This is a genomic window from Vibrio sp. S9_S30 (genome assembly GCF_014694455.1).
In the GTDB taxonomy this organism is placed as follows: domain Bacteria; phylum Pseudomonadota; class Gammaproteobacteria; order Enterobacterales; family Vibrionaceae; genus Vibrio.
Map to the genome: position 1 here is coordinate 83,101 of NZ_JAAUWT010000017.1, position 14,989 is coordinate 98,089.

Annotated in this window: 12 protein-coding genes; 2 read left to right on the forward strand and 10 right to left on the reverse strand. The window is 46.6% G+C overall.

Going from position 1 to position 14,989, the window contains the following annotated elements; all coding sequences use genetic code 11:
* Positions 1-21: 21 nt before the first annotated feature.
* On the forward strand, positions 22-837 hold the full coding sequence (locus HC752_RS18600; RefSeq protein WP_190336679.1) for a hypothetical protein: 816 nt from the start codon (positions 22-24) through the stop codon (positions 835-837).
* A gap of 126 nt (positions 838-963) precedes the next feature.
* Here the strand turns inward: HC752_RS18600 and HC752_RS18605 are convergent, their stop codons facing one another.
* Both HC752_RS18605 and pmbA read right to left on the reverse strand, forming a co-directional pair.
* The gene (locus HC752_RS18605; protein WP_190336680.1) at positions 964-1,974 is read right to left on the reverse strand and encodes a DNA cytosine methyltransferase; all 1,011 of its coding nucleotides are present in this window, start codon (positions 1,972-1,974) and stop codon (positions 964-966) included.
* A 202-nt stretch (positions 1,975-2,176) separates the two neighbouring features.
* Complete coding sequence (gene pmbA / locus HC752_RS18610; protein ID WP_190336712.1) at positions 2,177-3,520, reverse strand: metalloprotease PmbA; 1,344 nt, start codon at positions 3,518-3,520, stop codon at positions 2,177-2,179.
* 120 nt (positions 3,521-3,640) lie between these two features.
* Here pmbA and yjgA point away from each other — a divergent pair, with 120 nt between their 5' ends.
* A complete protein-coding gene (gene yjgA / locus HC752_RS18615; RefSeq protein WP_190336681.1) occupies positions 3,641-4,168 on the forward strand; it encodes a ribosome biogenesis factor YjgA in 528 nt (175 codons plus the stop codon).
* Positions 4,169-4,217: 49 nt separating this feature from the next.
* Here the strand turns inward: yjgA and tldD are convergent, their stop codons facing one another.
* The 8 genes from tldD to HC752_RS18655 are packed head-to-tail and all read right to left on the reverse strand — an operon-like array spanning position 4,218 to position 14,935.
* Positions 4,218-5,663, reverse strand: a complete 1,446-nt coding sequence (tldD, locus tag HC752_RS18620; RefSeq protein ID WP_190336682.1) for a metalloprotease TldD — start codon at positions 5,661-5,663, stop codon at positions 4,218-4,220.
* Entirely contained in the window at positions 5,660-6,487 is an 828-nt protein-coding gene (locus HC752_RS18625; protein WP_190336683.1) for a carbon-nitrogen hydrolase family protein, read from the reverse strand. Before HC752_RS18625 ends, tldD begins: the two co-directional genes overlap by 4 nt.
* 37 nt (positions 6,488-6,524) lie before the next feature.
* On the reverse strand, positions 6,525-10,397 hold the full coding sequence (locus HC752_RS18630) for a YhdP family protein (protein ID WP_342029492.1): 3,873 nt from the start codon (positions 10,395-10,397) through the stop codon (positions 6,525-6,527).
* An 11-nt stretch (positions 10,398-10,408) separates the two neighbouring features.
* Entirely contained in the window at positions 10,409-11,878 is a 1,470-nt protein-coding gene (gene rng, locus HC752_RS18635; protein WP_190336684.1) for a ribonuclease G, read from the reverse strand.
* A 19-nt stretch (positions 11,879-11,897) separates the two neighbouring features.
* Entirely contained in the window at positions 11,898-12,470 is a 573-nt protein-coding gene (locus HC752_RS18640; RefSeq protein WP_238930562.1) for a Maf family protein, read from the reverse strand.
* Positions 12,471-12,487: 17 nt separating this feature from the next.
* On the reverse strand, positions 12,488-12,976 hold the full coding sequence (mreD, locus tag HC752_RS18645) for a rod shape-determining protein MreD (RefSeq protein ID WP_190336686.1): 489 nt from the start codon (positions 12,974-12,976) through the stop codon (positions 12,488-12,490).
* Complete coding sequence (mreC, locus tag HC752_RS18650) at positions 12,966-13,859, reverse strand: rod shape-determining protein MreC (RefSeq protein ID WP_190336687.1); 894 nt, start codon at positions 13,857-13,859, stop codon at positions 12,966-12,968. The genes mreD and mreC overlap by 11 nt, the downstream gene beginning before the upstream one ends.
* A gap of 32 nt (positions 13,860-13,891) precedes the next feature.
* A complete protein-coding gene (locus tag HC752_RS18655) occupies positions 13,892-14,935 on the reverse strand; it encodes a rod shape-determining protein (RefSeq protein ID WP_190336688.1) in 1,044 nt (347 codons plus the stop codon).
* Between the last annotated feature and the right edge of the window lie 54 nt (positions 14,936-14,989).

The window sequence follows — 14,989 nt, forward strand, 5'->3', positions numbered from 1 at the left end:
TGATGATATTTAGAGGGAAACATGTCCAAGAAAACCGATCTATTTGAAAAAGACGTTGCTGCCAGTGTGAATATCGGTGACTCGCTACCAAACGACTTACCGTCTTGGATGAAAGATATCGGTGTACAAGCCGGAGCAAAAGTCACTAGCGTTCAAGCGCAAGGGGCGACCGGCGGCAAAACAGATATCCTTATAAAACTGTCGAACGGCTCCCCTATTAAAATTTCAGCAAAAATGAGCAGCGCCCATTACTTTGGTAACTGGTATTCTCACGATCGAATTCTTCGAGATTTTGGAGTCAGGGCCTTTAATAACCTGACAAAAGATTGCACTCAATGGGCAAAGCAATGGGCAAAAAGCCCGTCCGCATCGTTCTTCGTCGGTGTCAGTATCTGCTTTGGCAAACGCTCGGGGGAAACCGCTCGAGAGTTTACCCAAGTGTTTGACTATCAAGATATCGTGAAGATCGTAGCAGGAGTAGGTAAAGGACATTCGGTTGCGAATTGTCTGTTAGTAAGCAATAAAGTCCCCAACAACTTACTCGAACTCATACAAACGCTTCAACCAATAAACAATGAAGTAATACAAACATTAAGTCGCAATTTTAAAGTCGTTTACCGTCCGATTAATCCAAAGACGGAAGGCAGCAACCGTGGGAAGTGCACCTACACTCAATTTCGACCGACAAAACGCTTGAGCAAGATGACAAAAGTCGAAACCCTGCAAGACCTGATCAAACTTGGCACATTCGAGATCGTTTCTCCTAATGGCTTAAACCATAACCGCCTGATCCAAAGCTTGAAAGCCTTTAATATCGATATTCCCACCAAAAGGTGAGTACTTGATACAAAAAACCTCAGTTTCCCGACGAGATCACTGAGGTTTTTTGGGTTGAGACGAAAATGCAGGCGAAGAATCGAACAAAAGCCTTTAAACAGCAGGACAGTAAACAACTCTCTTTTATTACGCAGCTTGCGATTTATCAATCGCGCCAGAATGAGCCAGTGCCTCTTTAATACTTTCCGCAATTGCAGCGGCAAAATTCACTGCAACCGCATTGCCAATCATTTTGTAACCCGCCCCAAGATCCTGATAAATAAACTCAAAGCTATCAGGGAAACCTTGGATTCGAGCACACTCTCGAACACTTAATCGGCGATACTCATGCCCTTCCACAAAGACAAATTTGTCGGTTTCGACTTTCTGCATTTTCGGGGCGCTCGGGTGTAACGGTGCATGGCGCCCACCCGCTTGAATCGTAAACGAGGGCTCATCCCAAGTTCGAACTCGATTCCGGCTCATGTACATGCTTGAAAAGCCTCCCGTCATGTATTCATGATTGGGAATCGAAGCTTCAGGGTTAGGCTTAGACTTTGCTAACGCAGGGACGGCTAATCCATCTAAGTCTTTAAGGCAGTCTCTCAAACTAGGTTTATATTCTTGAGGCTCGGGAAAGTGATACTCGATATTGAGATCAGAGCGAAAGCCGATGAATATCACCCGCTTTCTATCTTGGGGAACACCGTAGTCGGCGGCATTCATCAACTTAAAGTGAAGGTCATACCCTGCTTCACGAAAAGTGTCTTTAATGTTTTCGAGCGCCTGTTTATGCCTAGGCGCCAACATACCACTGACGTTTTCGGCTAGAAAGAACTTCGGTCTCTTGTCTGTAAGAATGCGGATAAACTCGTAAAATAACTGCCCTCGATGATCGTCGATCCCACGTTTGCTGCCCGCTTCACTCCAGCTCTGGCATGGTGGACCACCTATGATGCCATCGCAATCTGGCACGTCTTCACTCGCAATATGAACGATACTTCGGCGATCCAACTCAGTTGATGGGTGATTGTGCTCGTACGTATCCCAGATCTGCTTATCGTACTCATTGGCAAAAGGGATATGGAACCCCGCTTTTTCAAAGCCAAGATCTAAGCCACCAGCTCCACTGAAAAAAGAAGCGACCGTTAATTTCATTGATGCACTCGTTTGCTATCGGTTATGACAAGATTAAAGCATTTCACTGTACAAAACGTCAGTAAAAAGGGCGAGGATTATACCATATACATTCATTTTTGTGAGGAACAATGGAAACATAGACAAAGGTAAAAACAAAAAAACGCCAATCGATCCATCGGCGTTTTCTCATCAGCACTCAAGCTCAATTGGAGGTGTATTTTTACTCGCCAGCAATCTTCATGGACTCAATTAATATAGAACCCGTCTGAATTTGAGAGCGCGTTTCTACATCGTTACCCACCGCAACGATTTGCTGGTACATGTCAATGAGATTTCCAGCAATCGTGACTTCTGATACTGGGTATTTCACTTCTCCGTTCTCGACGTAGAAACCCGCTGCACCACGAGAGTAATCGCCCGTTACCGAGTTCACCCCCTGCCCCATAAGCTCTGTCACTAAAAAGCCTGTACCTAACTCTTTAAGCATGGCTTCAAAGCTTTGACCCGTGGATTCTACAAACCAGTTATGAATACCACCTGCGTGCCCTGTGGGTGTCATATTCATCTTACGGGCGGCATAGCTTGTCAATAGGTAGGTCGATAGGACACCATCTGTAATAATTTGCTTGTCTTGAGTGAAGACACCTTCGTTATCAAATGGGCTGGAAGCCAAACCACGAAGCACATGCGGCTTTTCGTGAATATTAAACCAAGATGGCAGAATCTGATCGCCTAATTTGTCCAATAAGAACGACGATTTTCTGTAAAGATTCCCGCCACTGATGGCCATAACAAGGTGACCTATCAAGCCTGTCGCGACATCCGCAGCAAACATCACTGGCATTTTCCCCGTAGGCAGGCGTTGCGCATCTAAACGGCTTACGGTTTTTTCAGCGGCTTTTAATCCCACCGTTTCAGGTGACCATAAATCTTCTTTGCGACGCGAAACGGTGTAGCTGTAGTCCCGCTCCATATCGCCATTTGCACCCGAACCAATCACACAGCAACTCATGCTGTGTCGGCTCGACGCATAACTTGCCAGCAGACCATGGCTGTTGCCATACACTTTTAGCCCATAATGGCTATCGTAGCTTGCACCATCACTCTGTTTGATTTTGTCGCTGTAGCTGAGTGCCACTTCTTCGGCTGCTATGGCAAGCTTAGCGGCTTGGTCGGGCTCTGGCTCATCTGGATGAAAAAGATCCAAGTCAGGGATAGTCTTCACCATTAATTCTTTCGGCGCTGGTCCAGCACATGGGTCTTCAGACGTGTAGTTTGCAATATCGAGCGCTGCCATAACGGTCTGCTGAATCGCTTTTTCACTCAGATCAGACGTTGATGCACTGCCTTTACGCTGACCACGATACACGGTGATACCCAACGCACCGTCACTGTTAAATTCGACATTTTCAACTTCACACATGCGGGTTGATACACTGATGCCTGTACTTTTGCTGATAGCGACTTCAGCAGCGTCTGCTGTTCCTGTCGCAATATCCAATGCTTTGGCGACAGCTTTCTCTAATTCCAACTTTTGTTGTGCGATTTGCGCTTTTACGTCCATACCGAAATAACTGTTGTTAAAGGGATTATTGATTAAGGATAACAAGGTTTTCGCTTTCACCCCATAATTCTTGTTAAAATAAGCGATAATTGAACACTGATATCGAAGTAGGCAGACAAAATGGCACGTAAAAACCAAAAAGCGCCGTGGGAAGAGGAAGAAGAAATCATCTGGGTAAGCAAAACCGAGATGAAGCAGGATATGGAAGCACTGCAAAAACTGGGGGAAGAGCTGGTGGAACTAAAACCGGCTGTCTTGGAAAAGTTTCCACTCAGTGAGGACCTGAGAGACGCCATTGCCGACGCGCAACGGTTCAAAAACGAAGCCAAACGACGTCAGCTCCAGTACATTGGAAAGTTGATGCGCGCAGAGGATCCTGAGCCGATTCAAGTGGCACTGGATAAAGTTCGGAACAAACACTCCCAAGCCACAGCGGAATTGCATAAGTTGGAGAAGCTGAGAGATCGCGTAATTGAAGAAGGCGATGCCGCCATTGCGGAAGTTTTGGAGCGTTTCCCATCAGCAGACAGGCAACGCTTACGTCAGCTTTCTCGCCAAGCGAAAAGGGAAAAGCAGAACAACAAACCGCCAAAATCCTCGAGAGAAATCTTCCAAACGCTGAAAGCGCTTTACGAAGACGCAGAGTAAAAATACAAAAAAAAGCTGCCTCGGCAGCTTTTTTCATGTCGTGAGAAGCTTATTCCGTGCCGCCCACCGTAATAGAGTCCAGTTTGAGTGTCGGTTGACCAACACCCACAGGCACACTTTGACCAGCTTTACCACACACACCGACCCCTCGATCTAGCGCAAGATCATTCCCCACCATCGAAACCTGCTGCATTGCTTCGATGCCTGAACCAATCAGCGTGGCCCCTTTAACTGGTCGAGTCACTTTGCCGTCTTCAATTAAATAGGCTTCCGAAGTGGAAAACACAAATTTACCCGACGTAATATCCACTTGTCCGCCACCAAAATTAGGCGCATAAAGACCATTTTTCACGGTTGAGATGATTTCTTCAGGAGAGTGCTCGCCCGCCAGCATGTAGGTGTTGGTCATACGAGGCATAGGAAGATGCGCATATGATTCACGACGGCCATTACCTGTCGGAGCGACTCCCATTAATTTGGCATTGTGTTTGTCTTGCATGTAGCCTTTCAATACCCCATTTTCAATCAGAGTGTTGTATTTTCCGGCAACGCCCTCGTCATCAACATTCAAAGAACCACGCAGATCGGGTAAGGTGCCATCATCCACAATAGTGCAGTGCTTAGAGGTCACTTGTTCACCCACTTTCCCCGAAAATACCGAGGACGCTTTCCGATTAAAATCGCCTTCCAATCCATGACCAACCGCTTCATGCAGAAGCACCCCAGGCCAACCAGCCCCTAAAACCACAGGCATGGTGCCAGCAGGAGCCGCATCCGCTTCTAGGTTAACCATCGCTTGACGAATGGCTTCATCGGCAAAATCAAAAGCGCGCTTTCGTCCGCCTTCTTCTTGCAGGAAAAACTCATAGCCGTATCGACCACCACCACCAGAACTGCCACGTTCTCGACGATCGCCTTTCTTCGCCAATACACTGATCGACAATCGAACAAGCGGTCGAATGTCGCCAGCATACGTGCCGTCTGTCGCGGCAACCAGCATCTGCTCGTATACGCCGCTCAGGCTAACCGAAACTTCTTGTATCAAGGGCTCTTTGGTACGAATGTACGCATCAAGTTGCTTCAGCAGCTCTATTTTTTGCTGTTTTTGCAAACTTTCCAACGGGTTGACTGAACGATAGTATTCCGGAGCCTGACTGCGAGAGAACGCTTTCACCGATCCCGTTTTCCCTTGGGAAGCAATACCTCGAGCAGCAATTGCACTTTGCTTTAAGCCCGTTAGATCGATTTGATCAGAATAGGCAAATCCTGTTTTCTCTCCGGTGATGGCACGAACGCCCACACCGCGATCAATATTAAAAGAGCCATCTTTTATAATACTGTCTTCCAAAACCAAAGATTCATGCCAGCTCGATTGAAAGTACAGATCGGCATAATCTACATCTCGGCTAGCAATAAGACTTAATGTCTCTGCAAGATCTTTTTCTGTCAGACCGGTAGGTGCCAGTAGTTCTTGTTCAATTTGATTTATTGTCATTTGATCGGCTCTTTCTTCATTACGTTGCTAAAGCGATTGTGCTCTATCAACGGCATATTCTTTCTGATGGAGGTAAGCTGGTTTAAATCCAACTCGACCAATAATGTTCCTGATTCTTGTTCCAATGAAGCGATGACTTCGCCCCAAGGATTAACCACCATAGAATGCCCCCAAGTTTCACGACCACACGCATGTGCTCCGCCTTGGTTGACAGCAATGATAAAACACTGAGTTTCTATGGCTCTCGCTCTTAACAGAATTTCCCAGTGCGCCTGACCAGTAACGGCTGTGAATGCGGCGGGCACAAAGATAATATCAGCACCTTGGCTTCTAAGTTCGCTAAATAGGGAGGGGAATCTTAAGTCATAACAAATTGTTAGACCAAGTGTAGCAGAGGGCGTATCAACTAGCGAAATCTTGTTACCGTAAGCAAAGGTATCGGATTCGCGATAACTCCCCTGTTTATCGGCAACGTCTACATCAAACAAATGAAGTTTGTCGTAATGGGCAACGCACTCGCCTTTTGGGCTATAAAGTAATGACGTTGTTGTTACCCCTTTGGCTTGTTGGATAGGAAAACTGCCAATATGCAACCAAACACCATACCTTTGTGCCATGTGTTGAAAAGCCTGTTGAAATCTACCTTCACCGAGCTGCTCCGCAACGGAGTGGTACTCTTCACGACAACCAAATACCAGTGCATTTTCAGGGGTAGAAATAAGCTCTGCCCCTTGCTTAACCAAGGATTCAATACCTTGCTCAATAACGTCTAAGTTATGTTGAGGCAAAGCGTTTGAAGTCATTTGAATCAGTCCTACTCGCATGTCCTTCTCCTTAAATCTCCAACCTCAAACTCCAAATTTAGTTTTGAGTGGCGTTGTCGGGCACAGCATACTCGCCCTTACTTCTCGAAATCTCGGTTACGCTTGGGTTATCCAACGCCCCTTGAACGGCATAGTTTACTTTGGTAAAGACCTCAACGACTGGCGACAACGCCGTTGTTATCGCAAACACCACAATCGCGGTTTGTGGGGCGACGGCAAACGCGGTGATCACAGGGATCCCCGAGGTAAGATCGGGCACAAACTCCACTTCGGCATCCACGATTTGTGTTTCTAAGTTTGCCAGCCCTTTAATCGACATGCGCCCTGCAACGGCATCCATCTCAATGTCGTTGGTAACAAAAATGCCGTTTTTCACTTCACCAGAGCCAGTAATGCTATTGAACGCCATCCCGTCATCAAACACATCGCTAAAGTCGAGCTGCATTTTGCGAATGATGGAATCTAAACTGAATAACCCTAGAAGGCGTGCTGCACCACTGACGTCGGAAATAACGCCTCTCCCAAGTTTGGAAGATATTGTGCCATTCATAGTGGTCATTTGAGGCAACCATGGTGCCCCATCCCATTCTAGATCGGTCTCCACGTCAAATGGTGCCTTTTGAATACCGGAAGTAATACCAAAACGTTCCATAACTTCCGTATTGTTCTTACCAGACATCGCCATTTTAAATTTGGATCGGCTTTGGTTTTGTTGGAGCTTCCACCACCCCGACGCCTTGAATTTGTTGTCACCACTTGAAAAAGAAATGTCTTTCCATTCAAGACGATCACCTTGCCTTAAGAGATCCACATTAACCTTTCCAATCTTGTAACCTTGCAGCCAAAAATCCTCTATCGCCAGTGTGAGGTTAGGGACCGCATCATGAAACACTCGGTCAAAAGGTCGAATCAAAGGCTGCGGTTTTTCATCATCTAACGCGAGGGGTTCAGGTTCGGTCGATTCATCAAAACCTGGGATATAGAGTTGGAGCCTATCCAGTGAAACCGTTAAATCATACGGCTCAATATAGCTCGCTTGACCGGATATCTCCGCTCCCTCCACGTCCATTTTCCAGCCAAGCCCCTTCTTGCGAGCGCTGAAATTTAAGTCATTCCACTCCACTCCGGCCAATGTCAGCGCTTTGCTTTCCATTTTTACGCTTTCTGGAATTGGAATTTTAGGCACATCCAATTCACTGACTAAAGGCTGAGGACCAGTGACGGGTCCTAAAAAGAGATCTAACCATTGATCGAGATCGAAGTTATCGCGGCGCACAACGGCACTGTGACCCGCAATGGGACTGACTCGGAATGCCCCGCGTCCGATCACTAGATAAGACGCATTAAATTCCGGTCTTTTTTGGCGAATATCGATTTCAGCTTGATACTTAAACTCTGGGAGCTGCAAACGTGCAGAAATGGTTTCTTGGTTACCAGAAGCTTGTAATCTTGCGCTGCCTTTCTCACCCAATGCTTTACCGAGAGGCTCGGGATATTGACTGGCAATAAATTGGGTTTCCGCTTTCACGTCGACCTGATAGGTAAAACCGACGTCGTTGATTTGCAAATCAACATCCATGTTCCACGGCGCATGACCTTGCACACGCTTCAACCACGTTTCACCTACATAGGGCACTAAGGGTTGTACATCCCAATCCCCAAGCACATCGATATTCACGTTGTAATTCTTGTTTTGCGTTTGTCCTAAAAAGTCGAGCGAAATGGGTTGCCCTAACAATTCCGCAGATAGCCCTGCGGATCGAACCACATCATTATCAAATTCAATTAAACCAGACGCATTACTTAAGGTCATAGAGGGCGTTTTAATCTTAACTTGATTATCTGGCAGCTTTGCCCAACCCCTAGCCCGAGTATCACTGCCATCAAAAGGGATAGTTAGCTGAAAATCGGCGTCGACCAAGCCTTTAACTCGAACCGCAGTGAGAGCGGCTCCAACGGAATCCACCAAAGGGGTTGCCATCATATAATCTCGAACGGCATCGCCTTCACCTTCCGCTGTCGCTTCAATTTCTATATACCCATTTTCTGACAACGAAGAGATTCTTCCTGTAATTCGGCTTGCCTTCACGTCCATGAGTGTCGCGCTTCGAGAGTCCATATACATGGATTGATTTTGGAATAGCAAATCAAGCTGAAGGTTCTTCAGTGGCGGCCAGGCCGTGTCAAAGCTGAACTGAGACTGCTTCAAATTCACTAACGCTTGGAACATGCCATCATTATTCGAGTATGGGAATTGGTCCAAACTGCCATACCAAAGCACCTTAGATGTGGTCGCTTTACCGGCTTGGATTGCGGTTGAAAGGTAATCGGTCAGTTCCGTGCCTAATGCCAGCTTTGGAAGATAACGCCACGTTTCACCGGCATTAAACACATCAGTTTCGGCATAAAAAGAAAGAAATGGGCTTTTCTCTTTCGGGAAGTCCAATTTAAAGGCCCCCAAGACTTGGAGATCAGGTGTTGCAGCGGTGACCTTATCAGCCCATAGGCTCCACCCCCAGTCACCATAATCTTTCCATGTGATGTCCACCTGTGCCTGACGAATGTTAAGCGGGGCTTGAAATACATCACCATATGGCAATTCATCATCAATCAGAGAGACACGAGCATTGATCTGATCCAGCGACCCCGACACTTGCGCACTGAGATGATGCAATTCAGGCAACAGGTCCCACTGTTTCATTGCCCCGTTATCGAGATTGGCTGAAAAGCGCATGCTCGACGGATCTTTCCCCATAGAAATGCGAATGTCTTCGACTCGACCGCCAAGCTGAACCTCATCCAGCCACTTCGTTAATTCATCCGACTCAGGCATCAAATGAGCAAATGGTGTTAAAGCAGCCACGTCCACTTCCGACACATTCAACTGCCATTTTTCTTTGTTAAATTTGAACGCAGCATCGAACAACGGCCAAGGTGTCTCATCTGTGCGGAGTCTAAGTGAGTGAGCATTCACTTGCCACCCTGAATCTGACGGAGCCATGCTTAATATTCCGCGTTCAAGCGTTAAGCTATGCTGCGCTTCTTTATTCCAACGGAGGTCACTGGGTAGGATTTCTAAATACGCATTTTTAGGTCGCCCTTGCGCTAACGTAATCCAAGAATTAAAGCTCACATTCCCCTGAGCAATGCCCACCTTATCTTTCAAGTACTTCGTCAGCCAAGGCGTTACCTGAAGATTTTCAGCACTAACGAAGAAATCGCCGCTGATCTGAGACAAATCTCCCGACTCGCTGAAATCCGCTTTCACCGTTAGACTATTGATGTTGTCATCCGAAATGCCAATCACCCCATCAGCTCGATGTCGGTTTTCAAAGTTCTGCCACTTTAAATACTCAATCTCCAACGTTTTGACGTCCCCCGTGAACGTCTGATAGGTCACGCTGGAATTGGCAATCGAAAAATCATTCAATTGCCGAAGAAGCAGGTACTCAATGTCGTTCAAAACGCTTTCGGATGATGGAGAAGATACCTCGGGTTTGCCAATGGCTTGGTTGTTCTCCTTCAACCATTTTATGTGCTGAATATCCAAACTCAGCCCATCAACACGTAGCGTTGAGACCACAGGGGTTAAGCGGCGAAGAGAGGCAAGAATGTCTAATTCTACTTCCGCTTTGCGGATGAGAATTTTGGTTTTATCTTCATCAGGAAGGATGGCTTGAAGGTTTTCTAATGCAATGAAAGGGTGGGTATTTTTCCAATAACCACTGACTTTTTCACTTTGAAATTCTATGCCCGTAGATTGCGATATCCACGTTTCGATATCGGATTGATATTGTTCTAAACGAGGAAGAGAGACACGCAAAACAGTAACGGTGATCGCAAGGATCACCATTATGGTCACTAAACTCCAAATGAGCGTACGGCAAAGTAGGGATGGCAGAAACTTCACTGTTGCTCCATTTACATCATAACGACATCAAATTGTTCCTGGACATACAGTGGTTCAGGTTGAATTTTCACTTCTTTTCCAATAAAGACTTCAAGCTCTGCCAGTGCATGCGACTCTTCGCCACTCAAGGTATCTGAAACGGCAGGAGAGGCATACACAACGAACTTATCCGCATCATAAGCGCGGTTGACACGAGTCACTTCACGCAGGATCTCGTAACACACCGATTCGACCGTTTTCACTGAACCACGACCTTTACAGGTTGGACACTCAGAGCACAGAACATGTTCAATACTTTCGCGAGTTCGCTTACGCGTCATTTCAACCAAACCCAACTGGGTAAATCCGTTGATGTTCGTTTTCACTCTGTCATGGGCAAGCGCCAATTCCAGTGAAGTAATCACTCGCTTACGGTGTTCATCTGACATCATGTCGATGAAATCAATAATAATGATGCCCCCAAGATTGCGTAGCCTGAGCTGACGAGCAATCGCTTGAGTCGCTTCAATATTCGTATTGAATATGGTTTCTTCTAGATTTCTGCGACCGACAAATGCGCCTGTGTTTATATCGACGGTGGTCATCGCTTCAGTCTGATCGATGATAAGGTAGCCACCGGATTTAAGCTCGACTTTTCTGTCTAAAGAACGTTGAATCTCATTCTCGGTATCATACATATCGAAAATGGGTTTATCGCCTTCGTAAAGCTTCAGTTTTTCGTGTAGCTCGGGGACAAACTCCGATACAAACTCTCTAAGGTTTTCGTATACCAATCTTGAGTCGACTTGAATGCTATCGAGTTCGGTTCCGACAAAATCTCGGAGGATTCTTTGCGCTAACCCTAATTCACCGTACAAGGTTGAGCGCGTTTTGTATTTTTTACGGCGCTCGATGACTTTCATCCACAAACGCTTCAGGAAAGCCGCGTCTTGGGACAACTCCTGTTCATCCGCACCTTCCGCAGCAGTGCGAATGATGAACCCACCGTGCTCATCACAATAGCTGGATACCGTTGCCTTCAATCGTTCGCGTTCATCTTCACTTTCTATGCGTTGAGATACGCCCACGTGGCTCGCACCCGGCATAAAGACCAAGTAACGAGAAGGAAGCGTGATGTCAGTGGTTAGGCGAGCACCTTTTGTGCCAAGCGGATCTTTAACCACTTGCACAACAATATCTTGCCCTTGGCGAACCAGCTCAGAAATGTCTCTGACTTGGAATTGCTGCTTTTCATTTTCAGCAACACATTCTGTATGCGGAACGATATCGGAAGCGTGAAGAAAAGCGGCTTTTTCCAAACCAATATCAACAAAGGCCGCTTGCATTCCCGGCAAGACACGGCTCACACGCCCTTTGTAAATATTGCCTACAATGCCTCTTTTCGATTCACGTTCAATATGCACTTCTTGTAGGATGCCACCTACAATCATCGCCACCCGAGTTTCGCTCGGTGTAACGTTTATCAACAACTCTGCACTCATTCGTGTGCCTCAAATTAAATTAGAAAAACTTGCGCAAGAGCTGGTCAGTTTCCATCAATGGGAGCCCCACAACGGCATGGTAGCTCCCTTCAATGCGAGAGATAAATTTCCCACCAATCCCCTGAATTCCATAACTGCCAGCTTTATCGCACGGTTCGCCTGTTTCCCAGTAACTTGTTATTTCTTGTTCTGACAGGGATTTAAACCATACGTTTGTTTCAACTAGTACAGACTCACTGCGAGTTTTGTCTAATACGGTCACAGCGGTGAACACCTGATGACTGCGTCCTGACAAGCGGCTCAACATAGTTCGTGAGCGTTCAAAATTTTCTGGTTTCTCTAGCACATCACCATCGACCACAACAATGGTATCAGAGCCAATCACAATATCGGCTTGCTCGGTCATCAATAGACCGGCTTGCGCTTTTTCTGTCGCCAACCGAACCACATATTGAGATACGGATTCGCTGGCGTTTTTTTCTTCTATGATATCTGGAGAAACGGTGTCAAATGGGTAGCCCAACTGACCAAGCAGCTCTTTTCGTCTTGGTGAGCTAGACGCTAAGGTTAACCTGCGCTCAATCTGGGACATACCTTTTTCCTTATCCATTACCGAATATGCCAATGGCGTCTCACTCGACGCAGTAATAGGAATATCCATGGCCATAAAATACAGTTCACTACCGCCGCCCAAAGTGACAATGGGTTAAACGTTACGTCCTGAATGAGGTATTCACCAAAAAACTCCAGCAAGCCAGCTAATATCGTCAGTGCACCTATAATGATAGCTTGCTGCCACAGTGCCATGTTTCTTAAAACAAGGAAGTTCATCGCCACTAAATAGACAACGATCGACATCATCATGCCACGTATACCCAGAGTGGAGCCCAATAGCAAATCCCAAATCAGCCCAAGTATTAACGCAGTGCCGACATTGACTCGGTGCGGCAAAGCCAGTACCCAATAACATACGATGAGCAGCAACCAGGCAGGCCGAAATATTTCAAACATACCGGGCCAAGGAATGGATTGAAAAACTAAAGCGATAAGAAAGGTAGCCCAAATGACCATTCGTCCTTTTAGAACACTATTCGCCATCACTTCCCTCTCTGGCAGATTCGCTGGCATTTTCATTGTCTAGTGGCTGAGCGTCTTGTCTATTTTCACTTGGCCAAACAAGCAATAGATAACGTAATCGGTCAAATGCCACGACAGGCTCAGCCGTGATCGACGCAAACGGGCGTCGATTGTCTCGCTCAACGGTTGTGACGTAAGCCACTGGGTAGCCTTCAGGGTATCGATCACCAAGACCAGAAGTGACCAATAAGTCACCCTCTTCAATTTCCGTGCTGCTTGGGACATATTCAAGTTGTATGGTATTGATGCTCCCATTGCCAGAAGCTATCACTCGAATGTCATTTCGCACTACCTGGACGGGAATGGAGCTGTTGGCATCAGTAATCAGTAATACGCGGCTATTGTGAGCAGCAACAAACGTTACTTGACCAACAATCCCTTTCTCGTTGATCACAGGCTGACCAACATACACCCCATCAATTTGCCCTTTGTCGATCACCACTTGATGACGATACGGAGAAGAATCCACGGCCATCACTTCCGTGACTACTTTCCTTTCATCTCGAATAAAAGGAGAGCCCAACAACTTTCTTAAGCGTTGGTTTTCTTCACGGTACTGATCCAGTAGGGTCAAATTACTTTTGAGCCTGAGCACTTCACGCTTCAACGCTTGATTAGACGTGAGTAGGGTTTCGCGCGTATTCATTCTCTCGTACATGCCATCAAACATGGTACGAGGTAAATTCGCCAAATATTGGATTGGCGCAACGGAACTGTTCAAAAAATAACGTACGCTGGAAAATGTGTCTAAACGACTATCAGCCAGCATAAGGCTGGCTGATAGTGTGACGGCAAAAAATAAACGCAGTTGCAGGGATGGTCCCCTGCCAAATATCGGTTTCATCGCTGTTTACCCGAAGTTAAAAGCAGCAAGGCTTACTCTTCGCTAAACAGATCGCCGCCGTGCATGTCGATCATCTCTAGCGCTTTACCGCCACCACGAGCAACACAAGTCAGGGGTTCTTCAGCCACAACAACAGGAATACCTGTTTCTTCTGTCAGAAGGCGATCCAAATCTTTCAGTAGTGCACCACCACCAGTAAGCACCATGCCATTTTCAGAAATGTCGGAGGCCAATTCTGGCGGACACTGTTCCAGTGCAACCATGACGGCTGAAACGATACCAGTTAGAGGCTCTTGAAGTGCTTCAAGGATTTCGTTGGAATTCAGTGTAAAGCTGCGGGGGACACCTTCTGCTAAATTTCGACCACGCACTTCGATTTCTTCGACTTCATCACCAGGGTAAGCGGAACCGATTTCGTGCTTAATTTTTTCTGCGGTCGCTTCACCAATCAAGCTGCCGTAGTTTCGACGAACATAATTGATAATAGCCTCATCAAATCGGTCACCACCGATTCGAACCGAAGAGGAGTAGACCACACCATTAAGCGAAATCACGGCAACCTCTGTTGTACCGCCGCCGATATCAACCACCATTGAGCCTGTCGGCTCTGATACACGTAAGCCTGCGCCAATGGCGGCCGCCATAGGCTCATCAATCAGATAGACCTCACGCGCACCCGCACCCAGTGCGGATTCTCGGATGGCTCGGCGCTCAACTTGAGTAGAGCCGCACGGTACACAAACCAAAACACGAGGGCTTGGCTTCAACACGCTGTTGTCATGCACTTGCTTAATGAAGTGCTGAAGCATTTTTTCGGTCACGTAAAAGTCCGCAATAACACCATCTTTCATTGGGCGGATTGCTGAAATATTCCCCGGAGTACGACCCAACATTTGTTTTGCTTCGTGCCCTACAGCGGCGACACTTTTTGCGCTACCAGCGCGGTCTTGTCGAATGGCCACAACGGAAGGTTCGTCAAGGACAATGCCCTGACCTTTTACGTAGATAAGAGTATTGGCTGTACCTAAATCGATAGAGAGATCGTTTGAAAACATGCCACGAAGTTTTTTAAACATATTCTTCGTTCATCCTGCAAGCATTAAGAAGACATAAAATTGCACTAAATGTAC

Coding starts and splice junctions, on each gene's coding strand:
- HC752_RS18600 (WP_190336679.1), top strand. CDS start 22: ATGTCCAAGAAAACCGATCTATTTGAAAAAGACGTTGCTGCCAGTGTG.
- HC752_RS18605 (WP_190336680.1), bottom strand. CDS start 1,974: ATGAAATTAACGGTCGCTTCTTTTTTCAGTGGAGCTGGTGGCTTAGAT.
- pmbA (WP_190336712.1), bottom strand. CDS start 3,520: ATGGACGTAAAAGCGCAAATCGCACAACAAAAGTTGGAATTAGAGAAA.
- yjgA (WP_190336681.1), top strand. CDS start 3,641: ATGGCACGTAAAAACCAAAAAGCGCCGTGGGAAGAGGAAGAAGAAATC.
- tldD (WP_190336682.1), bottom strand. CDS start 5,663: ATGACAATAAATCAAATTGAACAAGAACTACTGGCACCTACCGGTCTG.
- HC752_RS18625 (WP_190336683.1), bottom strand. CDS start 6,487: ATGCGAGTAGGACTGATTCAAATGACTTCAAACGCTTTGCCTCAACAT.
- rng (WP_190336684.1), bottom strand. CDS start 11,878: ATGAGTGCAGAGTTGTTGATAAACGTTACACCGAGCGAAACTCGGGTG.
- HC752_RS18640 (WP_238930562.1), bottom strand. CDS start 12,470: ATGTCCCAGATTGAGCGCAGGTTAACCTTAGCGTCTAGCTCACCAAGA.
- mreD (WP_190336686.1), bottom strand. CDS start 12,976: ATGGCGAATAGTGTTCTAAAAGGACGAATGGTCATTTGGGCTACCTTT.
- mreC (WP_190336687.1), bottom strand. CDS start 13,859: ATGAAACCGATATTTGGCAGGGGACCATCCCTGCAACTGCGTTTATTT.
- HC752_RS18655 (WP_190336688.1), bottom strand. CDS start 14,935: ATGTTTAAAAAACTTCGTGGCATGTTTTCAAACGATCTCTCTATCGAT.